This is a genomic window from Brevibacillus sp. WF146 (assembly GCF_001673705.2).
GTDB lineage: Bacteria > Bacillota > Bacilli > Brevibacillales > Brevibacillaceae > Brevibacillus > Brevibacillus thermoruber.
On the sequence record NZ_CP109943.1, the window covers coordinates 3,417,631 to 3,440,105 of the forward strand.

Consider the following 22,475-nt stretch of genomic DNA (forward strand, 5'->3'; position numbering starts at 1 on the left):
CATCGGGACGGCACATTCAGAGCCAGTCACCAGGGAACACGCTCAAACAAAGCCATCACGTTCCCCGGAAAGTGGCGGCTTTTTCGCTTACAAGGAAAGGGCAATCCGGTTATTGGCCGCGAACTGCAGCCCCTGTTCCTGGAAGAACACATAGCCCTCGACCGTCACGGTGTTTCCGGTTTCCGGTTTGACGACGGAGAACTGGAAATTCTGAAACGTCTCGGTTGCTTTCGGCTCGATCCTCACCGGGTGAATCGGACCCATCCAGTACTCCCCCCGTTCTTTCGCCTGCGTAAACCAGTCATCCTCCAGATACCTCCACCCTTTGATCCCGGCAGTACTTTGCACGCCAAGCGTTTCCACCAGATTGGGCGGCAGGATCTGCCCCCCCATCTTGATGCTGTCGGCGGGGTCGGCGCGAAGACAGACGACCGGATTGTACAGCGCTTCTGTCCCCGTATTTTTTACGCAAATATTGCCGATGAGCAAAAACGGCCGGTTTTCCACATCAGACCGCAGCACGGTGTAGTCGAAAAACACCTCTGCTTCCAGACGGCTTGCTTCCGCCTGCCGGAACGTTTCGGGCAAGGGGCCTGCCCCCTGCAAAGAGGCTTCCGGCTCCGCCTCGTCCGTCCTGGCTGCAGCAGTGTCGTGATCGGGCTGCGCTTCGGTTGTCTGTGCGCTCAAAGCCGCCTCTGTCTCCGCAGGTTCCGTCGGTGCCGCTTCCTGCTGTTCGCTCGTCCCGCCGCTGTATGCGGCCGTTTCCGCCGCCGCTGAATCCGCTACATCCGCCGAATCCGCATCATCCGCAGCGGCTCCGCCCCCAAAGGCTTTCAGCAGGTGGAGCGACAGGTACGACAGCGGCGAGATACGCAGCCCGGTCAGAAAGTAGTGAAGAATCCCGGAAGAGAGGTAAAAGGCGATGCTTTCTCCGTACGCCTTTCGCTGCTCCGCATCCGTTCCCTGGGGGAGTTGAAACTGAATCGCGATACCGGAGGAAGCAGAGCGGGCTTCCCGCTGCAGTTTCACCACGCAGGTCATTCCTGTTTGCTTCAATTCATGGTGGAGGCAGTCAATCAGCGTCCTGCGTGACTCGTTTTCGCTGCGAAACACGATCAACTTGGGGGGGACGGATGCGCGGATCTCTTTGACGCTGAAGCGGATCGCCACATCCTTTTTGAGGATCTTCGCCGGTTCTCCCATCACGATCTCCGCCCCGTAATCGGAAAGAAACGCCTGCACCCTGTTCACGATCTCCCATTCGTAGGAGGCGTCTTTTCCGGCTCCCCCCGCCGCCAGGACACACACCTTCCCCCGTAGTCCGGAATCGAGATCGATCCGCTTCTGTTCGGCATCCCATCTGATCTGAAAGCCGTTCTGTTTGCAGAACAGGCGAAAGGCGGGAACCGACGTGTACGGCATGGTCCCGCTGCGCTGTCCCGCGTAATATACCTCGACGTCCATGTGATTCACTCCTTCAATGGGTACTTCCCCATCCGCTGTCTAGTGTATGAACAGCCGGCACCATGCGTGAGGCGTGACGCGGTCATTTTCAGGAAGACGGGTACCCCCTTCTTTGTTCCGCCATACCATGTCAGGAGAAAGGAGTGATCCCATGTCGGACGAACACCTGCCGTTGGTTTCCGTCATTTTTCCGGCCAAAAATGAAGGAAACAACGTGCGCACCACGCTTGAATCGCTTCGCGCCGCGAAATCGCGCTATCCGTATGAGATCATCGTGGTGGATGACGGTTCAACGGACAACTGCTGCGCCTTTTTGCAAACAGAAGAAGAGAATGGCCGGGTCAAGCTGATCACCACGCCCGGAATCGGCGCGGCAGCAGCGAGAAATCTGGGAGCGGAACACGCCAAAGGCACCTATCTGATTTTCTGTGACGCCCATCTCACGTTTCCTCATTACTGGATCGACGGTCTCGTCGATCTGATCAAGTCCGGGCGCACCGACGCCGTATCTCCCGCCATCGCATCGATGCACGAGCCCCACAAGATCGGCTACGGCCAGACGCTGGACCAACGATTGGGCGTAGTCTGGACCCGCCACGTGAACCGTCCGGAACCGTCCGCCATCCTCCCCGGCGGCTGTCTGGCCGTGCCGCAAAAAGTCTTTCTGGACATCGGCGGCTTTGACAGAGGGTTTCGCGTATGGGGCTTTGAAGACATCGAAATTTCCATAAAATTATGGCTGTTTGGCTACCGCTGCCATGTGCAGCCCTCCGTCAAGATCCTCCATCTGTTCCGGAAAGCCCATCCCTATAAAGTGGAGTTTGACCATGTGTACTACAACATGCTGCGGATGGCGTACAGCCACTTTAGCGAACCGCGGATCGCGGCCTGCAAGAAACTGATCATCCACGCCGATCCCGACCGGATCGAGCGCGAGGTGCTGCAAGGCGGGGCCGCGGCCCAGCGCCTGCGGTATTTCGCGCGACGCAAATACGACGACGACTGGTTCATGCGCCAGTTCGCCATTCCTTTCTAAGGCAGCAGCCAAAAAATGGGCATTCGTTGACAAGCAAATCTCCCGCCGCCTCCATAGTATGTAATGCAAAATCAAATACCCTATAGAAAGGAAGGGTTGTACTGGTGCATAAAGTGAAGCCCATCAAGGGTTACCAGCTGCCGACACCTACACCGACGCCAACAGCACCCCCGCCGATTCCCAACAATCTGCAGGAAGAGTGCATTCGCGTCCAAAAGGTGTACGACTGGGTTGTATTCGCCAACAGGGACCGCAACAAGGTTCCCATTCCCGACGACTGCCGGCCGTTGGTAGACGCAGCCATCCGGGCGGGGCAGGATATTACCATCCAGTGCGTGGAACCGATCGTTCCGCCGCCGTTCCCGCTGATCCCGAAACCGCAGCCCACCATTTCACCCGAATTTTCCTGCCGTGTCATCGGCATTCGCCGTGAGACGATCACGGTTGGCGGGGCTGTCGTCCGCGTAGGCGTTGTCCGGTTCCTGTTCGGCGCTACCGTGTTGCTCCGCATTTTTGCCGACGGTACGTTCCTGTGCGAATTCCCGGCTACCATCCAGTTTGATGACGAAGTGGTGCTCTGCCTGCCGGAGCCTCTGGACGAAAGCAATATTCTCTGCCGGATCACCGCGATCGAGTGCATGCCCATCGGCAGCGTGCTCCTCGGCGGCATGGTAGAACTGGAGATCACGATCTGCAAGGAAATCCAGGTGGAAGCGGAAGTGAAGCTGGAGGTTCTGGCGAAGTTTTGCGCACCGCGTCCGAACGACATTCCGGTACCGACTCCGTCGCCCGGCCCTGGTTTCCGCTGCCCGCCGATCGTCTTCCCGCCGCAGTGCCCGACGATCTTCCCGCGCGCGAACTGCGACTGCCAGGCTACGGCCAATACGCTCATCACCGGCGTAGCGGTAAGCCTCGGCCTGCCGCCGCTGGCACCGGTGGAAGTCGGCACCGTGCAGCTGATCGCCGACATCTGCCCGAGCTGCAACCCGTCGGCCAGCACGTTCACCTTCAACTTCTTCGACACGCCTGGCCCGACACCGCTGCCTGACGTCTTCCCCGGCGACCAAAGCTTCAGCCTCACGCCGACGACGATCAGTTCGCCGACGTGCATCACGGTTCTGCCGGACCTCGGTCTGGGAATTGTCCTGCCGACCATTGCCCTCGGTCTGACCGTTACCGGTACCGGCGTAAGAACGTTCACAGCTACAGGCACGCAGGAAACGGTGAACTACACGCTCGTCCTGGCCGAGACCGGTCTGGGTCTGCCGGATGTCGTGCTGCTGGTTCTGACCAACGGCGCCGGTGTTCCCGTCTTCTCCGCCGCACTTACGGTTGTCCCCGACGAACAGCTGTTGGTCCAAGACTGCGTGACGTTCCCGGATGTGATCCCGACGCCGTCCATTCCGTAATTCGCCAGATTCTTATACAAAACGGGAGAAGAGTTGATCTTCTCCCGTTCTTTTTTGGATCAATCAAAAGGCAGGCGTCATTCACCCCAATCCGGCTGCCGGAGAGCCTATCTCTTCCCTTCTTTTTCACACTTCCCGCTCCCCTACATATGTCTATAGGGGAACACACACTGCAAAGGAGGAACGTACGGTGTTGAAAAAAAAGACCTCCAGCAAAGCAAAGCCGGAGAAGGAAAAGCTTCTCCTGCTGAAGCGGCAAGCGCAGTTTTTCGAAGCGAAAGCGAACCAGTACTACGAGGAACTCCAGCATGCCAGCGAAAAACTGAAGGAGCAGCGGGACCGGGAAGAATGGCAGAACCATCACCTGGAACAGTTGAAACGATCACTGACAGATCAACAGCGCAGGGCTGACGAATTGAACCGCGTTGTGGCCCAACTGAACGACCGGGTGCACGAGCTTGAACAACACGAGGCAAATCAGCTTGCCCTGCTTGAACAACGAGACCAAACCATCTCCTATTACAAGGAAAAGGAAGCCCAATGGCAGAAAACCATGGAAGAATGGAAAGAAAAAGCAAGGGAAGCCCAGGAGTCGCTGCTTGATGAGGACGCTGCGCAGCTTCTGAAGCAAAAAGACGACATCATCGCCCGCTATCAGGCCCAAGAGGCGGAGTGGAGCGAAAAATGGGAAAAGCTGAACCAGCAGGTCAAAGCGTATCAACAAAAAGCAGCCGACTATGCCCAGCTTCTCCAGCAGCAGGAAGAAACCATCGCCCGCTATCAAGCCAGAGAAGCCGAATGGAATGAGACGCTCCTGCAGGTGAACGAGCAATTAGAATCCCACCGGAATTCAGACGAACTCTCCGAGGCCCTATCCCAACAGCTTGAGGCCTACAGGCTGAAAGAAGCAGAATGGCATGCCGTGCTTGAGGAACTGCGGCAGCAGCTTGAATCCTGCCGGCAAAACGAGGAAGCGCTGACGCACTTGCTTCACCAGCGCGACGAAGCCATCGCCCGCTATCAAACCCAAGAGGCGGAATGGAGCGACACCCTGGAAAAGCTGAACCAGCAGATGAAGGCGTATCAACAAAAAGAAGCCGAGCAGACACAGCTTCTCAGGCAGCAGGAAGAGACCATCGCCAGCCATCAAGCCCGAGAAGCCGAATGGAATGAGACGCTGCTGCAGGTGAACCAGCAATTGGAAGCTTCCCGGAGTGCAAACGAACTCTCCGAAGCCCTATCCCAACAGCTTGAGGCCTACAAGCAAAAAGAAGCAGAATGGCATGCCGTGCTTGAAGAACTGCGGCAGCAGCTTGAATCTTCCCGGCGAAACGAGGAAGCGCTGACGCACTTGCTTCACCAGCGCGACGAAATCATCGCCCGCCATCAGGCCGATGAATCAGAATGGCAGCAGCAGATCGATGAATTGCAGCAAAAATTGATACACGTATCGAATCAATTGGAGCGGGATGAAAAATACCAGCAGCAGCTCATGGAGAAGGAAGAAGCCATCTCCCGCTTGCAGGCGCAGGAAGCGGAATGGCAGCAGGAACTCCGGGAGTTGAAGCAGACCGTCAAAGAATTGCAGGAAAAAGAAGAAAAATACCGGCAGGCCATCCACGATTACCAGTCACGCGAATCGCGAAGCAAAAAGGGGATGGAATCCCCCGCCAATACCCAGCAACAGCCACGGGCCACAAGCGGCATGCCGGTGTTGAGACTGCCGTCCAGCAGCGCCCACGCCTCTTTTCTCAAACCGCACAACACGCCCGGATTTACCGCCTTTAATCCCTTTAAAAACGCGTAACCACGCTGCCAGACCGCCCGTCTTCCCCCCGACTGCACCCCGATGTGCAACCGCCGTTCCCTCCATTTCCGACGACGAATAAAACATAGTATACGCCGAAAGAAAGGAAGGGATTTCCATGACACCGGATCAGATCCGCGCACTCTACAGACAACGGCAAACGAGGCCGGTTCAAACGCACCCCCATCTACCCAGCTACGGTCAGCCGAACGTTTCCCATCCAGGACATCCCGGGTGGAGCAAATCGCACATCGTCAAATCATTGCCGCAGGGAAAATCAGGCGGATGCTGCGGGAGGCGTTTCAAGCCGTAATCCTGCAGAGATCGTACTGCCGATGGCCGGACATGTGTGGCGCGAGATGGTCGGCCACTGCGCAGCCGAACAGCCCTATGAAGCATGTGGACTGCTGTCGGGGAGATGCGGACGGGCGGAAACCATCTGGAAGATGGAGAACGCCGATAGAAGCCCCTTTTCGTTTTCCATGAAGGAGGAGCAGATACGCAAGGTCTTTGGTCAAATGGAACAGAGAGGGGAACGCCTTGTCGCCATCTACCACTCTCATCCGGCCGCTCCCGCTTATCCATCGCCTCACGATATCGAGCACGCCTGTTATCCCGAGACTGCCTATCTGGTCCTGTCCCTTGCCGGACAACAGCCGGTTCTGGGCTGTTTTCGCATCCATGGCAGGCAAGTGACGCCGCTCAGGTGCATCCTCTATTGAGTGACGTTGGTCCTGATCGACCGGGTATGTCCCATCTCTTTACAGTCGCAAATCGGTACATGGAATGAGAAAGAAGCGGGAGCGCTGACTCCCGCTTTTTTGTCGTTACGAAAACGGTTCCGCTTTCGTGAGCACGTCCGCTTTTTCCCAACTGACGAAGGTGTCCTCCCAGATCACCTGGTACCATTCCCCGTTCACCGCGATGACGATCCCTCTGGCCCCGTCGCGGGCGTAGACAACGCGTTCCCCCGGCTTAAACATGCTCCACCGTCCATTACCCCAGTCTGAAAATAATACCGTGACCGCCCTTCGGGTATTCCCATCTGATGTTTTCGTACGGACAGCCGATCCGGCAGCTTCCGCACTCGTGACATCCCTCGTATCCCACATGCATGCGCACCTCTTCCCACTTGTACACTTCGGCCGGGCAAAAAATCGTGCACAGCTTGTCGGGACACTTGGTGGCACAGACGTCCGCATCCAGCACGTGCAGGTGCGACTTGGTGTCCGCCTTGAAGCGGACGAGGTACTGCTTTTCCTCGATCGATTGGCCTTTGGGCAGCTCTTTCATCACTTCATCACCCTCCATGCCTGCATCAGATCGCGGGCCATCTTCCATTTCTCCCTGGCCGTGCCCAGGTCGCGCCAGATTTTCTTCTGCTTCTCCCACTTGGAACTGCCGTCCACGGTAAACATCTGGCTGGCCGCCCGGTTCATCATGGAGATGTACCGTTCGAAATACTGCGGAGAGCGTTCGAAGTGATGCGTGGCGTCCTGGTACTTTTTCAGGTCCTGGCCGACGAAGCTGTCCAACAGCTTTTTGCGGTACGTATCCAGCGTCTTCTCCGAATAGTCTCCCGCCTCTTTCGCCTCCAGGATCGCTTCCGCCGCCAGCACACCCGAGGTCATCGCCATGTTGGAGCCCTCGCGGTGGATCGCATTGACCAGTTGGGCCGCGTCTCCCACCACCAGCACGCCGTTTCCGACGATCTTGGGCATGGAGCGGTAGCCGCCCTCCGGGATGAGATGGGCCAGGTACTCCTGCTGCTCGCTGCCCTGGATGTAGGGGCGGATCATTGGGTGGTTTTTGACGTAGTCCAAGAGCGCGTGGGGCTTGAGCTTATGCTTGATCAGCCCGGACAGCATCGCTCCCACGCCGATGTTGAGGCTGTCCTTGTTGGTGTACAGCCAGGCGGTGCCGAGAATGCCTTTGGTCGAGTCGCCGAAGATTTCGATGGTACAGCCCTGATCCCCTTCCAGGTTAAAGCGGTCCTCGATGATCCTGCGGTCCAGCTTGAGCACTTCCATGACGGCGAGGGCCACTTCGTCGGGCCGGAACTCCTTGTGGAAGCCAAGCGACTTGGCCAACAGCGAATTCACGCCGTCGGCCAGCACCACCACGTCGGCGAACACCTCCCCGTCCGGCCGGTCGGTGCGGACCCCCACCACCTTGCCGTTTTCCACGATGCACTCCAGCACGACCGTCTCGTTTACCAGCAGGGCTCCCTGCTGCACCGCCTTGTCGGCAAACCACTGGTCAAACTTGGCGCGCAGCACGGTAAAGTTGTTGTACGGCTCCTCGGCCCACTCCAGCCCCTTGTAGCTGAACGTCAGCGCCGATTGTTCGTCCAGCATCATGAACCGCTGCTCCACGATCGGCCGCTCCACCGGCGCTTCCTTGTAAAAGCCGGGGATGATGTCCTCCATCATTTTGCGGTAGAGCACCCCGCCCATGACGTTCTTGGAGCCGGGATATTCGCCCCGCTCCAGGAGCAGGACGCTGACGCCGGCCTTCGCCAGCGTGTAGGCGCACGCCGTGCCCGCCGGTCCGGCACCGACCACGATTGCGTCAAACTTTTCCGCCATACTGCACCTCCTTGTCCGATTCCGCCTGGAGCGCCTCGATCAAGAGCGGAACGATTTCAAACGCGTCGCCGACGAGGCCGTAGTGGCACGCCTGAAAGATCGGCGCGTCCGGGTCCTTGTTGATTGCGATGATCAGCCCGGAGTTCTGCATCCCGACCAGGTGCTGGATCGCGCCGGAAATGCCGATGGCAAAGTAGAGTTTGGGCGTCACCGTCACCCCGGTCTGCCCCACCTGATGCTGGTGGTCGATCCATCCCGCCTCGACGGCGTCCCGGCTGGCCCCGACCGTCGCGCCGATCGCCTCGGCGAAGCGGTGGATCAGTTGGAAGCCCTCCTTGCTGCCCATCCCCTTGCCCCCGGCGACGATGATGTCCGCCTCGTCCAGCCGCACTCTCCTGCTGGTCTCGCGGACGATTTTCAGCACTTTGGTGCGGATGTCTTCCTCCCGCAGGGGAATCCGCTCCTCCACGATCTGGCCTGCGCGGTTGGGATCGGGCGGCAGGGCCTTCATCACCTTGGGCCGGACGGTGGCCATCTGCGGCCGGTGCTTTTTGCACAGGATGGTCGCCATGATGTTGCCGCCGAACGCCGGACGGCTGGCTTCCAGCAGACCCGTCTCCTGATCCACGTCTAGCAGGGTGGTATCGGCGGTCAGCCCCGTCTCCAGATCGGTTGCCACGGCGCTGGCCAAATCCTTGCCGGTCGATGTGGCCCCGTAGAGCAGGATTTCCGGCTTGTGCTTCTGCACGCATGCGATCACGGCACGCATGTAGGACTCGGTCCGGTAGTTGCGAAAGATCGGGTCGTCGTAGAGATAGACGACGTCCGCCCCGTACTGGAAAGCGTCCGCCGCCAGTTCGCGCACCTGGTCGCCGATCAGCACGCCGGAAAGGGGCACGCCCCGCTTGTCGGCCAGCTTCCGCCCCGCGCCCAAAAGCTCCAGCGACACCGGTGCGATCCGGCCGTCCTGCTGTTCCAAAAACACCCAGACGCCGCGGTATTCCGCCAGGTTCATGCCCGTCCCTCCTTCACCCGAAACAGTTCCTTCTTCTCCGCCAGGATTTCCATCAGCCGGTTCACCTGCTCGCGCGCGCTCCCCTGCAGCTTTTCGCCTCCCTTGGGCTTCTCCGGCGGCCACACCTTGGCGACGATCGTGGGCGAGCCTTTCAGCCCCAGCAGGCTCCGATCCACGTCCTCCAGGTCGTTGACGGACCAGATGACGGGCTGGTAGCGGGCGGCGCGCAGCATGTTGGGCAGCGGAGAGTACGGCACCTCGTTGATCTCCTTTTCCACGGAAAACAGACAGGGCAGCGTGGACTGGATCACTTCGTACCCGTCCTCCAGCTTGCGGTGAACGATAGCGTATCCCTGCTCCTTGTTGATCTCCACCACCTTTTTCACGCTGGTCAGCGGCGGCATGTCGAGCCGTCTGGCGATGCCCGGCCCCACCTGCCCGGTGTCGCCGTCGATCGTCATCTTGCCGCAGATGATCAGATCGATCGGCTTCTCCCTGGCGATTTTCTCCAGCGCCTTGGTCAGCGCATAGCTGGTGGCCAGCGTGTCCGCCCCGGCGAACGCCCGGTCGGTAATCATGTAGCCCTCGTCCGCCCCGATCTCGATGCACTTGCGGATCGCCTTGACGGCCGGCGGCGGTCCCATCGTCAGCACGGAAACGGTGCCGCCGTAGCGCTGCTTCAGCCGGACCGCCTCTTCCACGGCGTGGGCGTCATACGGGTTGAGAATCGCCGGAGCGCTGGAGCGGTCCATCGTGTTGGTCTTCGGGTTCATCTTGATGATCTTCGTGTCCGGCACCTGCTTGATACAGGCGACGATATGCAGCATGCACAAATCCCCCCTCGCTGCCAGGCGCGGTCGACATCGGAGTCCCGCACGGGTTGTCTCTTTTTTGGCGCTTCTCGGGCAGCGTGTTGTTCATGGTTATAACGTATTGCGGGGAGCCGTCACTTAGACCTGGGAATGGGGGACACGGACGAAACATTTTCACCGGATTGACAGAAGTTCAATTCAGCTATATATTTTTTCTGTCAAACAGCATATGTGATCGGATGAACCATTCAGGAAAAGATTGGAAACGATCTACCGACGGGGCAAGGGAGCTCATCCCGAAACTCTCAGGTCTTGGCAACAAGTGAAACTGAATGGGGACGAACCTCTGGAGAGACCCCCCTTTTAAGCATCGGCGAGGGGCACGGGCACCGAAGGAGCAAATTCGCGCGGCGTACGCGAATGAATCTCTCAGGTAAAAGGACAGAGCGGACGACACTCACAAGACGACCGGAATGGCGGTTTGGCCGTGTGGATCCAAAGGCCCCCCATGAACGGGCCGTTTTGCGTCCATGCCCGCTCCAGAAACATTTCATCCGCGATGAAATGTTTTTTTCTTTTGTATGCACAAACAAGGAGGAACCAACATGGACAAGCTGATGCAGTGGCTGGATGTGATCAACGGCTACGTATGGGGACTGCCCACACTGGTGCTATTGGTGGGTACGGGCGTGATGCTGACGGTGAGGCTGAAGGGGCTGCAGTTCCGCAAGCTGTGGTATGCCTTGAGGCTGGCCTTTGGCCGGCAGGAGAGCGGCTCCGCCGGGGACATCAACCACTTTCAGGCGCTGATGACGGCGCTGGCCGCCACCATCGGGATGGGCAACATCGCCGGCGTCGCCACCGCCATCGCCACAGGGGGCCCCGGCGCCCTCTTCTGGATGTGGGTCACCGCCCTGTTCGGCATGGCCACCAAGTATGCCGAAGCCATCTTGGCGGTCACCTACCGGATTCGCGAAGCGGACGGCCGGTATTCCGGCGGCCCGATGTACTACCTCGAACGAGGGTTGAAGCGAAAATGGCTGGCCGTGCTCTTTGCCTTGTTTGGCACGCTGGCTTCGTTCGGGATCGGAAACATGGTGCAGGCCCACTCGGTGGCGGAAGCGCTGCAGTTGAACTTCGCCGTTCCCCCGCTCTTGACCGGCGCGGCGCTGGCGCTGTTCACCGCGTTCGTGGTGCTGGGCGGCGTGCAAAAGATCGGCCAGGTGACCAGTGTGCTCGTGCCGTTCATGGCCCTGTTTTACATCGCCGCCGGCCTTTGCGTCGTCCTGTTCCACCTGGACCGGGTGCCGCAGGCCGTATCCATCGTTCTCGACGGGGCCTTCAACGGAACGGCGGCCACGGGCGGCTTTTTGGGAGCCACGGTGGCGATGGCGATTCAAAAAGGGGTGGCCCGCGGCGTCTTCTCCAATGAGGCGGGGCTGGGCAGCGCCCCGATCGCGGCCGCTGCCGCCAAGACCGACATGCCGGCCAAGCAGGCGCTGGTCTCGATGACCGGCACCTTTCTCGACACCATCGTCGTCTGTACGATTACCGGTCTGGCCCTGGTGACGACCGGCGCGTGGGAAACGGGCAAATCGGGAGTGGAGGCGACGACCTACGCGTTCCAGACCGTATTTGGTCCGGCCGGCAGCTACGTGCTGGCCGTCGCCGTGATCCTGTTCGCCTACTCCACCATTCTCGGCTGGGCCTACTACGGCGAAAAGTGCTTCGAATACCTGGGGGGCAAGAATTCCGGCCGTTACTACCGCCTCGTCTTTGTGGCGATGGTGGGTGTCGGCGCGACGCTGAAGCTGGACCTCGTCTGGACGCTGTCCGACATCATGAACGGGTTGATGGCCGTCCCCAACCTGATCGGCCTGATCGGCCTCTCCGGCGTCGTCGTGGCGGAAACCCGGCGCTTTTTGGAACAGGAAGCGTCCGGCACCGCAGAACGAAAGCTGGCTGGCTGACTCGCTCCGCCTGTTGCGTCATGGACCTCGTTCACGAAAGAAACGAGCCGGTTACCCGCCGCTCGTGGTCGAGCAGCCATTCCTTGCGCCACAGCTCCCAGGCGTAGCCGCGGAGGCTGCCGTCGCTGCCGATGATGCGGTGGCAGGGGATGACGATGGCAAAGCGATTTTGCCCATTGGCGCTGCCCACCGCCCTGACCGCTCCGGCCCGGCCCAGGCTGGCGGCAATGTCCCGGTAGACAGCCGTCCTTCCAAACGGAACCGTCTCGACCCGGCTCCACACCTGCCGCTGGAACGGCGTGCCGGTTCGTTTCAGCGGCACCTGAAACGCCGTTCGCTTTCCCTGGAAATACTCCTCCAACTGGCATAGACAAATGTGAACGGCGTCGGCTGCCGTATCTGCCGCCTCCTCGGCGCGCGCGACGAAGCGGATGGAGGTCACCTCGTCGCGATCCCCCCTCACCTCCAGCAGTCCGATGGGGGAAGCGAAGTACCCTACGGCCATTCCTGTTCATTCCTTTCCGCACACGTGCGATATTGCGTCGGGGTTTGCTTTGTCTGTTTGTGAAACACGTGGGCAAAGTAAGCCCCGGTCCGAAATCCCACCTGCATGGCCACCTCGGCGATGCTCAGCCGCGTCTCCGCCAACAGCCTTTTGGCCGCCTCGATACGCGTGTGGACGAGATACTGCGCCGGGGAGCAGTTCATGAGACGGGTGAAGCACCGCTGCAGGTAATACGGGCTGACGTGCAGGCGCGAGGCGATTTCCCCCAGCGTCAGCGGCTCGGGAAAACAGTCGGCGATCAACTGCTTGACGCGCAGTGCGAGCTCCTCGTCGGGAGAGCGCCAATCCGCCCTGTGCGGCTGGCAGCGCTTGCAGGGGCGCAGGCCGGCGCTCATCGCTTCGTCCGCGCTGGCGAAGATGCGGACGTGCTCCCGTTTGGGCGTCCGCGACCTGCACGAGGGCTTGCAAAAGATGCCCGTGGTCAGCACGCCGTAGAAAAAGCGGCCGTCACAGGACGGATCGCACTCGACGATGGCCCGCCATTGTTCATCGTTCATCGCGCCTACCTCCTTCTCCGCGCATCTACCGACAGTATAACCTCGTCCGGCGCGGCACGGTAGGTGCGGGAAATGAGAGCGCAAGATTGCGAAAAAAGCCTCCCCGTTTCACACGGGAAGGCTTTTCGCACAGGTCAGGCCGTTTTCGGGTTCCGGTTGAATACGGTACGGGGGACCCTACTCGGCTGCCGTCGTCAGCAGCTTTTCCAGCGCCTCCAGCGCCTGCTGCTCGTCGGGTCCGTCAGCGGTCAGGGTCACCTGCTCACCCTGGGCAACGGTTAGCGACATGATGCTGATGATGCTTTTTCCGTTTGCCGTCTTTCCGTCTTTGCGCAAGCCGATGTCACTGGCAAAAACGGAAGCCGTCCGGACGAATGCGGACGCGGGACGGGCATGCAGTCCCTGGGGAAGGTTGACGATCACTTGTTTTTCCATCATCGATGAATCCACTCCTATCTCTCTTTGCAGGCGTTACACGTGCGGCAGGGCGGCGATCAGCTCTTTCACCTGGTCCGTCCTGGTCAGCCCGGTCGCCTTGTCGACGATGGAGGTATAGATGTGCGGAATCACTTGTTGGACCCCCTCCTCCAGGCAGGTTTCCACCACACGCCGGATGGAGGATGCGTCGATGCCTCCGGTCGGTTCGAACACGGACAGTCCGCAGCGGACCGCCGCGCGGGCCATCGCCCTCAGTTCGTCGAGGCGTTCGCATCCGTTCACCGGGTAAAATTTGACCGAATGCACGCCGATCTCCGCCAGCATCGCCGCAGCCGCCTCGCAGGAGACGGTCTCCTGCCAGGTTCCGCTCACGGGGCCGGTCGAGACGATGACCCGCCCGGGTGTGCCGCTGGGGGCGATCAGCGCGTTGACGAGTGTGTGGCCGCTCCCCGCCTGCTGCAGGCGGCCCAGCGTGTAGCCGGCGGCGGGAAACACCTGGTTGACGTGGGCCGGTTTTGTTCGGGCGGCCACCTCGGCCACCTTTTTCCACTGGGTCGGATCGCCGGCCCCCAATCCCACGGAGACGGGCACGTCGGCGCGCTGGAACGATTCCACGGCGGCAGCGGCGGCGTCCGCGTCAGGATACGCTTTTACCATCACGCCGATCAGCACCCGGCCGTCGGCTGCTTCGACGATCTCCCTGGCGTTTTCCACGTGTTTGGCGAGGACGTTGAGTCGGATGGTTGGCTTGTTCGTTGACACGGTTGCTCCCTCACTTCCTGTTGGTCCAAATCTCCCGGAGACGGGCGGCGATGATCGCCTCCTGCCCGGGGCGCAGCGGTCTCGGGTCAAAGGCGATCACGCCGGTGTTGGCGTAGTGGTTGCGGGTGAAAATGGCCGGGTCGCCCGCTTCCAGGAGGCGAATCAGCTCCTGGGCCGTCATCCCAGCCGTCCGCTCGTCCACCTTTACCTGGGCGCGGTAGATGGCGCGCCCCGCTTCGTCCTGCACCACGGCGGCATGAAGCCCGGGCAGTTCGTTGATCGCCGCGACGAGCCGTTCGACCAGCCGAAGCTGCTCCCCGGCGTCGCCGCTGGCCGATTCGTACCGCTCCAGTGCAGCCAGCAGGCCGACGATCGCCTCCTTGCCCACCTTCATCGCCCGGCCGATGCCTTTGTACTGGGCGCGGCAGGCTTCCATCAGCTCGGCTTTGCCGCAGACAAACCCGGAGGTGGGACCGCCGATCGCCTTCCCGCCGCTGTAAATGACCGCATCCGCTCCCTTGGCGATGTACACCCGGAGGTCTTCTTCAGCGGCGGCGTCCACGATGACGGGCAGTCCGTACTCCCTGCCCAGGGCGATCATCGTCTCCAGCGGCTGCATCCCTTTCTGCACGGCGTGGTGAGACTTCACGTACAGGAGCGCCGCCGTGCGGTCGCCGATCGCTTCGCGCAGGTGCGCTTCTTCCACATGGTTGGCATGGCCCGCTTCCACCACCTTCCCGCCGCCGAGGGCGATCATCTGCCGGACGGATGCCCCGAAGTGCACGGCATGCCCTTTTTGGATCACGATCTGGTTGCGCAGCCCCTCCGAGTCCGGCAGCTGTTCGATCAGGCGCAGGCTGCGGCCGGCGATGACGGCGGCGACGGCAATGGCGATGCCCGCGGCCGCGCCGGATGTCGGACACCCGTCCTCCGCTCCCGTCGCGTCGGCGATTTTTCGGCCGGCCGCTTTCATCAGCTCGGCGATTTCCACGTAGTCCATGGCCGCCTCGCCCATCGCCTGGGCGACGGAGGGATGGACGGCGCTGGCTCCGAGCGCCGTCATTTTGCCGCTGGCGTTGATCACCTGTTTAAGTCCGTATGATTGGTAGATGCCCATTTGGTTGTGGCACCCTCCTTCCCGGTGTGTTGTGCCGCAGGCGTCACTGCGGCGGGATGGGGAACATGGCTCCCAGAATCATCGCGCCGATGATCGCCCCGCCGGCAATCGGTTTTTTGAAGTAGTAGAAGACGGCTGCCCCGATGGTGGCACCGATGCCAACCGGAATAGACGCCATGATGGCGGAGATGACGATCAGCGGACCGAGATAGCGTCCGGCCGCGTTGCCCGCCCCCATCATCACGTCGGCGCCAAACGTGGACTGGGCCGCGTTGATCGTAAACGTGCGGATCAGGATGATCACCGCGCCGATGATCAGTCCCAGCAGCGCTCCCGTCGCCAATGCCAGCGGGAACGAGAGCAGCGGAGCCGTCATGCCCGCACTGAGCATCAGCGCCGGAACGCCGATGCCGATGCCCGTCTGCAGCGATCCGCCGATGTCCAGGATGCCGACCAGCGGCCCTTCCAGGACGCGGGCGAACAGGAAGCTGGCGCCAAACGCAGCAGCCGCTCCGTACCCGCCGCCTTTTATCCCCGCTTCCAGCATGGCGACGATGGCGATGTCGTTGAAAGCTCCCACGTGATACACATAATACAGATGAGTCCCGGCAAAAATCCCGGAAGACAGGCACGCGACAAAGAGCGGAAACGCCCATTCCGAATACCAGAAGCCTTTTGCCTGACGTTCGTTCATCACTTTTTCACCACCGATCCAAACATCTCATGCAGATCAATCAACCACTGCGGAACCTCCACCTGGATGCTCTTCAACAGCGCCACGTCAAACGCGCGGAAGAACCCGCTCAGGATAAACAGCAGCACCACGGCCGTCACCAGGGTTTTGGTAATCCGGTTCCATCCGCTGTCGTCCAACCCTTTGCCGATCAGGATGCCGAGCACAATGCCCGGTACGGCGTTGCCCATGACCAGGTGGGAAAACCCGCCGAGGACGGTGCCCCAGACGCCGGTTCGCTTGCCCGCGTCCATCGCGGCCATCCAGAAGACGATCGGCATGATCGGATTGATCAGCCAGTTGGCGGCCGGAACCAGGACTTTCGTCGCCACGAGCTGCATCGACTGGGGAATGGCCGTCGCCGTGGAGTTGAGCAGCGTCACGACGACCGCGCCGACGGCCGCCCCGACGATCGCCATTTTTTTCGGGTCGTGCAGCGTCTCTTCCACGTTTTTGTTTTTCCACAGCAAAAGGGCGGCCGCCCAGTTGGGCAAAATCCGGTGGTCCACATCCTGGGTCAGCGCGCCGGCCCCGACCACGGACGCCCAGGCGTTGAAGAAGAAGCCCAATCCGAACGAAAAGTGGGAGATCGGGTCGCCGGCGCAGGCGTTCAGTTCGCCAAAGGTGCGAAAGGCCCCCATTCCCTGCACGTTCGGCGCGTGAAACATCCGGGCCGCCCCCGCCCCCACGCCGAAGCCAACCAGCGCGCCGATCACCATCGATTTCAACGCAATCATCCATGTCACCATGAACGTTCCCCCTGTTTCTTTCTATCGCTGGCCGAGCAGCTGCTTCACGCCGGTCGGCTGCTCGCTTTGCTGCCGGAACGGGATCTCCTGCAGCCGAACCAGTCCCAGCCGGACGCTTACGTCTGCGGTAATCTCGTATCGCGTGCGGGTGCGCGGGAAAAAGAGGCCGAACAGCCGCTCCCGGTACGACGTCTCCGTCGCGGACACCACCTCGACGGCGAGCGGCTCGATCCGCACCACCAGATCGGACGTCTCCCGCGCGATCGCGTGCTTGATCTGGGCGAAAATCTTGTTGAACGCCCCTTCCTTGGTCTCCGCGCTCCCCGTCAGTCTCAGCGTGCGAGTCACTTCCGTGTACATGCGCTACCTCCCCGCCAGTTTGATGAATTCTTCGGTCATCCGTCTGCCCAGCTCTTCCGTGTCCATAAACCCGAATCCGATCACCTTGCTGCCGTTTCGAAGCGCGGTAATGCCCGCTTCCACGGACCTGAGCCCGTATTCGACCGGGTAGCCGTACTTCGTCTTCGCGGTCAGCGCCCCTGCGCCGCCGCTGCCGCAAAACGACAGGCCGAAATCGGCGTTTTCCCGGTACATCACGTCCCCCACTTTCATGTCCGCGCCGACGCCGGGAATCAGGATCGCCAAGCCTCCCGCCGCTTCCACGCCTTTGGCCACGTTGTGTCCCTTGCCCAGCCGGTCGCCAATCACCACTTTTACCTTTGCCATTCGCATACCCTCCTCCATGTTCTACGGTTGTTCCTGCTGCAGCGCCCGTGCCGCTTCAAAATGGACGGCCATCAAAAACACTTCCGCATCCCCGGCCTCCCGTTCCGATCCGGCGGCGGCGAGCACGCGTCCGGCGAGATGCAGCATCTCGGGAGGGATCTCCGCATACAGCTCCTTCTCCACGGGCGGCAGCGTTTCTCCGCTCCGCATCCGCCGCAGAAATCCCAGCATGTGCACGCCCATCGCCAGCCACCTGTCCCGGGGGACCGTTAATCCCAAACGGGTCGTCTCGGCAAGGGCTGCCGTCATCAGGTTGTTCAATTCAGAAACTTCAGATAAATTCGCATCCAACTGTTTGGCCACTTCTTGCACAATCGCGTTGATCATCTGCATGTCAGTACCTTTCCTGCTTTAATCGTCAGCTTGGCTGTGACCGACTCCTCCGCCGTGAGCTGCTCTCGTTCCGAGTCTGTCAGGACGACGGGGACGTTCGTCAGCTCCAGCAGGCTCAGATCGGCCACCGCACCCGGTCGCAATGTCCCGATTTCATCCGTCATCCGCAAAACGGCGGCAGGCGCTGCCGTACAGGCGGCGATCACCTCCTCCAGCGAAAAGCCGAGCGCCAGAAACTTCGTCATCGTGGTCGTCAGGCTGTGCACCGGCCCCGCCGCGTTCTGCCGGTAAATGTCGGTGCTAATCGTATGCGGCGCCAGGCCGAGCGCCCGTGCCTGCCGCATGGTGCGGAAGCTGAAGCTGGACGTGCCGTGCCCCACGTCAAACAGCACGCCGCGCGCCAGCGCCTTTTCCGCTTCCGGAATCAGCCGACCCCGGTCGTCCAGGATGCCGCCCGTTTTTCCGTGAAACGCGTGGGTCACCACGTCACCGGCATCCAGTTCGCGCAAAATCTCCGGCAGGGCCGGCGGCGCGTTGCCGATGTGCACCATCAGCGGACAGCCCGCTTCCCGGGCCGCTTCCTTGGCGACGAGCAGCGGCTTGATGCCGTTTTCCCTGACGACCGACGCGCTCATTCTCGCTTTGATGCCGCGGATCAGCGGCTGCTCCCGGATGAGCGCTACCGCTTCCCGAGGCGTGAGCCGGTCCATGTCCGCCAGCTCGGACAGGCCGCCGCACAATCCCTCCCCGGCGATGTTGAGAAACGCGAGCACGCGGGTCTCGGCCGGTTTGACGGCTTCGTCCAGGAAGGTTGCGAACGTGCGGGCACCGGCGCTGCCCGCGTCCACCAGCGTGGTCACGCCCTGTTCGACCCCTACGCGGTCCGCCTCGATGCCGAGCGGCGTCCTCTCCGGAAACACGTGGGCATGCAGGTCGATCAGTCCCGGGGTCACGATGGTTCCCGAGGCATCCAGCGTCTGCCTGGCTCCGCCGATTTCCGCCGGCAGCCGTCCCGGCTCCGCCAGCGCCGCGATCCTCCCGCCGCTGATCGCAATGTCGTACCGTCCGTTGATGGACTGGGAGGGATCAATCACCCACCCGCCCTGTATGAGCAAATCCGTTGTCACTCTCTGTCACTCCTTTCCCCGAAAAATATCGCATGATCGCCGTAATCTCGCTCTCCGGCACCGCAAGCCCGGCTTTTTCCACGAGGGCCTTCAGCGTTTTGCGCCATGCGGCGTAGTCTTCGCCCTCCGGCTCCGCTTCCGCCTGCCACTCCACGTAGGAGGAGCCGAACGTCAAGCGGTTGACCATCAGCAGGATGTGGAGCATCAGACCGCCTGCCGCCTGTTCGGTCAAGTGTTCGCGAAACGCCGCCATAATCGTTTGGCTCAGCTCGAATCCCTTGCAAATCACGTCCTGCGACAGCCGCTCCACCACCGGCAGGTCACGCTCGTGGAGGTCGGCGCAGAGATCGCTTCGCCACTGCCCTCCGCCTCCTCGGGACGCGGCCGAGTCGACCGGCGGGTGTGCGGTGATCGTTTGCAGACAGCTTTGAATCTTTTCGAGATCGTGCCGGGTGGGCAGGGCGTTGACGACGACGACCGGCACGTCCGCCTTGACCGGCAGAACGCTGACGATCAGGTCCACTTTGCGGCTGGCCAGGTACTTCTCCACCTCCAGGCTGCCGCACAGGCCGACGACGCGCAGCCCTTTCAGTTCCGCCTCCAACTGGGTTTTCAGGAAGCGGGACGTGCCCCGTCCGGTACCGCAAACGACCAGCGCGTTCACCTTTTTCTGCTCCATCCAGCGGTCCCAGGCGGCCTGAAAGTGCAGCACGATATAGGCGATGTCCGCGTCGAGAAGACAGATGCCGCTCGGCCACAACACGTCCTGGCAGGCCCGCTTGACCGCGGCGAACATCCGCGGGTACGAGCGGCTGATCTCGCCGGTCAAGGGATTGGGGTACAGCACCCCCTGCAGGTAGCGCATGATCCTGTCGTTCAGGTGGGCAAACAGGTGCTCGCGCAGCTCGGGATCGTCGGCAAACGGCACCTGCATCGCCTGGCTGACCGCTTCCGTCAGCCGGATGGTGACGTCGTAGATGTCGGGGGCCGGTCTGCCGCCGCCCACAGCCGTCAGGGGGTAATCCGCCCCCAGCAGGGGAAGGCAGCCGTACGCCAGCTCGTCGGGAGTGACCGCCAGTCCCAAGGCAGCAAACAGCCGGTTGGCCGTCTGCGCGAACAAGGGGTAGCCGCTCCACCCTTGCGCGGTTTGGACGGTTGTTTCATCGGCAGGCAGGACTCTCCCCTTGCGCACCCGGTGCACGAGAATGCACAGCCGGATGTGCAGGCTGATCAGCGTCCGGTCCGTCACGGCAAACGACAGCTGCGCCATCAGCTCTCGCACCGCCTGATCGATCAGGCGGATCTCCTCTTCGCCGAGCAGCCGCTGTTCCACGAGGGGGCCGGCTTCATCGGCAGCAGCGGGGTCCGTCGCGCCGCCCTGTACCCGCCGCACCAGCCGGAACATCTCGTCACCTTCCGAGAGAGCGTGCAGGAGACACTCCAGGGCAAAGCGCACCGACCGCTCTTCTCCGAAAATTCTGACTCCGTAGCGCGGCCTGCTGATCAGCTCCAGCCCCCACCCTGCGAGAAAGCTCTCCGCTTCCCTGAGGTCGGATACCACCGTATTGCGGCTGACCGCCATCCGGTCCGCCAGATCGTTCAGCCGCACGTACCCGTCAGCGAGCAGCAGCATGAGCGCCAGGTGTTTGGCCCGTTCCTTCTGATGCAGGATCAGGTCGCTCCGCCCCCATCCCTCCAGGTGGCGGCGCAGGTCGGCCCGCTTTTCCTCGTTTTCGCTGATCCAGATGCCCTTGTTCGGCTGGGAATGCAGGGTGACGTGGCGCTCCTTCAGCCACGTGCGGATTGCTTCCAGATCGTACTTGATCGTCCGCTCGCTGACGCGAAAATCGCGGGCCGCTTCCCGGATTTTCATCGGCCGCGAGCTGTCCAGCAGCACTTTCAGCAACGCGCGGGAACGCGAGGTCAACTGCACCTTTCCTCCCCCTTCCCGTCGAATCTTGTCAGCGTTGGTTGAGTTCATTATAAGAAACCGTTTTCTTGGGGTAAAGCACGATTCTTTTCCCCATCAGATCGTGCAATTTTTGCAAGATTCCGTCGAATAAACGCGAAAAACCCCCTTGAACCCGTCAAGGGGGCCTGCCCGCCGCCTGGCGCTCAGCCGAGCAGGCGGCGGGTCACAACGAGGCCGTCCCATACAGGACGGCCTCCTCACACGTGTCCCTTCGCCTTATTCAAAAATGTTCATGCTCAGATACCGTTCGCCCGTATCCGGCGCGATGCAGGCCACCCGCTTGCCGGAACCGAGCCGTTTGGCAACGGCAATCGCGGCAAAGACGGCGGCTCCGGCGGACGGCCCCACCAGGATCCCCTCTTTGGAGGCCAGCTTTCTCATCGTCTCCAGCGCCTCTTCATCGGCGATCTGCACGATCTCGTCGTAGATGCTCGTATTCAGGATGGGCGGGATGAACCCCGGACTGGTCCCGACCAGCTTGTGCGGTCCCGGCTTGCCGCCGGACAGGACGGGCGACCCTTTGGGCTCCACCACGGCGATGTAGAGATCAGGGAGCTTCTGCCGCAAGGTTTCCCCCGTCCCCGTAATCGTCCCGCCCGTTCCCGCGGTGGCGACAAAGGCATCCAGGCGCCCGTCCATCTGTTCGAGGATTTCCACGGCCGTCGTCGTCCGATGGATGTCCGGATTCGCCTTGTTTTCGAACTGCTGCGGAATGAAACTGCCCGGAATCTCCTTTTGCAACTCCAGCGCCTTGGCGATCGCCCCCGGCATGCGCAGCTCGCTCGGCGTCAGCACCACCTCGGCGCCGTACGCCTTCAGCAGGTTGATCCGCTCCTTGGACATGTTGTCCGGCATGACCAGAATCGCCCGGTACCCTTTGGCGGCGGCGTTCATCGCCAGGCCGATCCCCGTGTTGCCGCTCGTCGGCTCGATGATCGTGTCCCCTGGCCGAATCAGGCCTTCCGCTTCCGCGGCGGCGATCATGTTGTACGCCGCGCGGTCCTTGACGCTGCCGGACGGGTTGAACTTCTCCAGTTTGACGTACACCTCGGCCGCGCCGTCCGGCACGATGCGGTTGAGGCGGACCATCGGCGTGTTTCCGATCAGTTCGGTAATCGATTGATAGACGCTCATACAGACCTCCCGCTCCCTCGTTGTCGCACTCACAATGAATCGATCCGCGTTGTGAAAAACTAAGTAATACAGTAAGAATACTATATTTTTTGATTTCCGAGTAGGTTCAGTTCGTCATCTCTACCCTCTCCCCCCATCTCCAGCCGTCATTCAAAAATGAA

24 protein-coding genes and 1 riboswitch are annotated in these 22,475 nt (G+C 61.2%); of the genes, 5 read left to right on the plus strand and 19 right to left on the minus strand.

The features are described 5' to 3' along the window. Positions 1 to 87: 87 nt before the first annotated feature. On the minus strand, positions 88 to 1,464 hold the full coding sequence (locus tag A6764_RS16965) for a hypothetical protein (protein WP_065068097.1): 1,377 nt from the start codon (positions 1,462 to 1,464) through the stop codon (positions 88 to 90). Between the two features lie 151 nt (positions 1,465 to 1,615). On the opposite strand from A6764_RS16965, the gene A6764_RS16970 reads away from it, so the two are divergent. The 4 genes from A6764_RS16970 (at position 1,616) to A6764_RS16985 (ending at position 6,438) form a co-directional block, all read left to right on the plus strand. Then, positions 1,616 to 2,500 carry a glycosyltransferase gene (locus A6764_RS16970; RefSeq protein WP_029097557.1) on the plus strand — a complete coding sequence of 295 codons (885 nt, stop codon included), beginning with the start codon at positions 1,616 to 1,618 and terminating at the stop codon, positions 2,498 to 2,500. A gap of 104 nt (positions 2,501 to 2,604) precedes the next feature. After that, a complete protein-coding gene (locus A6764_RS16975; protein ID WP_238550893.1) occupies positions 2,605 to 3,909 on the plus strand; it encodes a BMQ_0737 family morphogenetic spore coat protein in 1,305 nt (434 codons plus the stop codon). A gap of 190 nt (positions 3,910 to 4,099) precedes the next feature. Further along, on the plus strand, positions 4,100 to 5,716 hold the full coding sequence (locus A6764_RS16980) for a hypothetical protein (RefSeq protein WP_065068096.1): 1,617 nt from the start codon (positions 4,100 to 4,102) through the stop codon (positions 5,714 to 5,716). Between the two features lie 335 nt (positions 5,717 to 6,051). Then, a complete protein-coding gene (locus tag A6764_RS16985) occupies positions 6,052 to 6,438 on the plus strand; it encodes a M67 family metallopeptidase (protein WP_083989905.1) in 387 nt (128 codons plus the stop codon). A 105-nt stretch (positions 6,439 to 6,543) separates the two neighbouring features. Here the strand turns inward: A6764_RS16985 and A6764_RS16990 are convergent, their stop codons facing one another. From A6764_RS16990 to A6764_RS17010, 5 genes are read right to left on the minus strand one after another with little or no spacing between them, the layout of a single operon-like run. Continuing rightward, entirely contained in the window at positions 6,544 to 6,699 is a 156-nt protein-coding gene (locus A6764_RS16990; RefSeq protein WP_162836711.1) for a hypothetical protein, read from the minus strand. A 13-nt stretch (positions 6,700 to 6,712) separates the two neighbouring features. After that, the gene (locus tag A6764_RS16995; RefSeq protein ID WP_029097560.1) at positions 6,713 to 7,009 is read right to left on the minus strand and encodes a ferredoxin family protein; all 297 of its coding nucleotides are present in this window, start codon (positions 7,007 to 7,009) and stop codon (positions 6,713 to 6,715) included. Next, positions 7,009 to 8,304: an FAD-dependent oxidoreductase gene (locus tag A6764_RS17000; RefSeq protein ID WP_029097561.1), complete on the minus strand. Its 1,296-nt coding sequence runs from the start codon at positions 8,302 to 8,304 to the stop codon at positions 7,009 to 7,011. Before A6764_RS17000 ends, A6764_RS16995 begins: the two co-directional genes overlap by 1 nt. Next, positions 8,288 to 9,319: an electron transfer flavoprotein subunit alpha/FixB family protein gene (locus A6764_RS17005; RefSeq protein ID WP_065068094.1), complete on the minus strand. Its 1,032-nt coding sequence runs from the start codon at positions 9,317 to 9,319 to the stop codon at positions 8,288 to 8,290. Before A6764_RS17005 ends, A6764_RS17000 begins: the two co-directional genes overlap by 17 nt. Continuing rightward, the gene (locus A6764_RS17010) at positions 9,316 to 10,146 is read right to left on the minus strand and encodes an electron transfer flavoprotein subunit beta/FixA family protein (RefSeq protein ID WP_065068093.1); all 831 of its coding nucleotides are present in this window, start codon (positions 10,144 to 10,146) and stop codon (positions 9,316 to 9,318) included. The genes A6764_RS17005 and A6764_RS17010 overlap by 4 nt, the downstream gene beginning before the upstream one ends. A 321-nt stretch (positions 10,147 to 10,467) precedes the next feature. Further along, positions 10,468 to 10,586: riboswitch (glycine riboswitch) on the plus strand. Positions 10,587 to 10,736: 150 nt separating this feature from the next. On the opposite strand from A6764_RS17010, the gene A6764_RS17015 reads away from it, so the two are divergent. Beyond that, positions 10,737 to 12,101 carry an alanine/glycine:cation symporter family protein gene (locus A6764_RS17015; RefSeq protein ID WP_264622294.1) on the plus strand — a complete coding sequence of 455 codons (1,365 nt, stop codon included), beginning with the start codon at positions 10,737 to 10,739 and terminating at the stop codon, positions 12,099 to 12,101. Between the two features lie 31 nt (positions 12,102 to 12,132). Here the strand turns inward: A6764_RS17015 and A6764_RS17020 are convergent, their stop codons facing one another. From A6764_RS17020 to cysK, 13 genes are all read right to left on the minus strand, one after another. Then, entirely contained in the window at positions 12,133 to 12,606 is a 474-nt protein-coding gene (locus tag A6764_RS17020) for a methylated-DNA--[protein]-cysteine S-methyltransferase (RefSeq protein ID WP_065068092.1), read from the minus strand. Then, positions 12,597 to 13,163: a bifunctional transcriptional activator/DNA repair enzyme AdaA gene (locus A6764_RS17025; RefSeq protein WP_065068091.1), complete on the minus strand. Its 567-nt coding sequence runs from the start codon at positions 13,161 to 13,163 to the stop codon at positions 12,597 to 12,599. Before A6764_RS17025 ends, A6764_RS17020 begins: the two co-directional genes overlap by 10 nt. Before the next feature lie 177 nt (positions 13,164 to 13,340). Further along, positions 13,341 to 13,601: an HPr family phosphocarrier protein gene (locus tag A6764_RS17030; RefSeq protein WP_035300376.1), complete on the minus strand. Its 261-nt coding sequence runs from the start codon at positions 13,599 to 13,601 to the stop codon at positions 13,341 to 13,343. Positions 13,602 to 13,634: 33 nt separating this feature from the next. Beyond that, complete coding sequence (locus A6764_RS17035) at positions 13,635 to 14,363, minus strand: KDGP aldolase (RefSeq protein ID WP_044897514.1); 729 nt, start codon at positions 14,361 to 14,363, stop codon at positions 13,635 to 13,637. A gap of 10 nt (positions 14,364 to 14,373) precedes the next feature. Further along, positions 14,374 to 15,480, minus strand: a complete 1,107-nt coding sequence (locus A6764_RS17040) for a DgaE family pyridoxal phosphate-dependent ammonia lyase (protein ID WP_029097569.1) — start codon at positions 15,478 to 15,480, stop codon at positions 14,374 to 14,376. Between the two features lie 43 nt (positions 15,481 to 15,523). Next, positions 15,524 to 16,174 (minus strand): DUF4310 family protein, encoded by a 651-nt coding sequence (locus A6764_RS17045; protein ID WP_029097570.1) that lies wholly within the window; start codon positions 16,172 to 16,174, stop codon positions 15,524 to 15,526. Next, positions 16,174 to 16,962 carry a DUF4311 domain-containing protein gene (locus A6764_RS17050; protein ID WP_029097571.1) on the minus strand — a complete coding sequence of 263 codons (789 nt, stop codon included), beginning with the start codon at positions 16,960 to 16,962 and terminating at the stop codon, positions 16,174 to 16,176. Before A6764_RS17050 ends, A6764_RS17045 begins: the two co-directional genes overlap by 1 nt. A 21-nt stretch (positions 16,963 to 16,983) precedes the next feature. Further along, positions 16,984 to 17,322, minus strand: a complete 339-nt coding sequence (locus A6764_RS17055) for a DUF4312 family protein (protein ID WP_029097572.1) — start codon at positions 17,320 to 17,322, stop codon at positions 16,984 to 16,986. Between the two features lie 3 nt (positions 17,323 to 17,325). After that, the gene (locus A6764_RS17060; protein ID WP_029097573.1) at positions 17,326 to 17,688 is read right to left on the minus strand and encodes a glycine-rich SFCGS family protein; all 363 of its coding nucleotides are present in this window, start codon (positions 17,686 to 17,688) and stop codon (positions 17,326 to 17,328) included. A 21-nt stretch (positions 17,689 to 17,709) separates the two neighbouring features. Further along, complete coding sequence (locus tag A6764_RS17065) at positions 17,710 to 18,081, minus strand: hypothetical protein (protein WP_029097574.1); 372 nt, start codon at positions 18,079 to 18,081, stop codon at positions 17,710 to 17,712. Beyond that, a complete protein-coding gene (locus A6764_RS17070) occupies positions 18,072 to 19,208 on the minus strand; it encodes an amidohydrolase/deacetylase family metallohydrolase (RefSeq protein ID WP_065068088.1) in 1,137 nt (378 codons plus the stop codon). The genes A6764_RS17065 and A6764_RS17070 overlap by 10 nt, the downstream gene beginning before the upstream one ends. Next, complete coding sequence (locus A6764_RS17075) at positions 19,168 to 21,141, minus strand: BglG family transcription antiterminator (RefSeq protein WP_255309769.1); 1,974 nt, start codon at positions 21,139 to 21,141, stop codon at positions 19,168 to 19,170. Before A6764_RS17075 ends, A6764_RS17070 begins: the two co-directional genes overlap by 41 nt. 255 nt (positions 21,142 to 21,396) lie before the next feature. Beyond that, positions 21,397 to 22,314, minus strand: coding sequence for a cysteine synthase A (cysK, locus tag A6764_RS17080; RefSeq protein ID WP_065068086.1), 918 nt, complete (start codon positions 22,312 to 22,314; stop codon positions 21,397 to 21,399). Positions 22,315 to 22,475 lie beyond the last annotated feature (161 nt).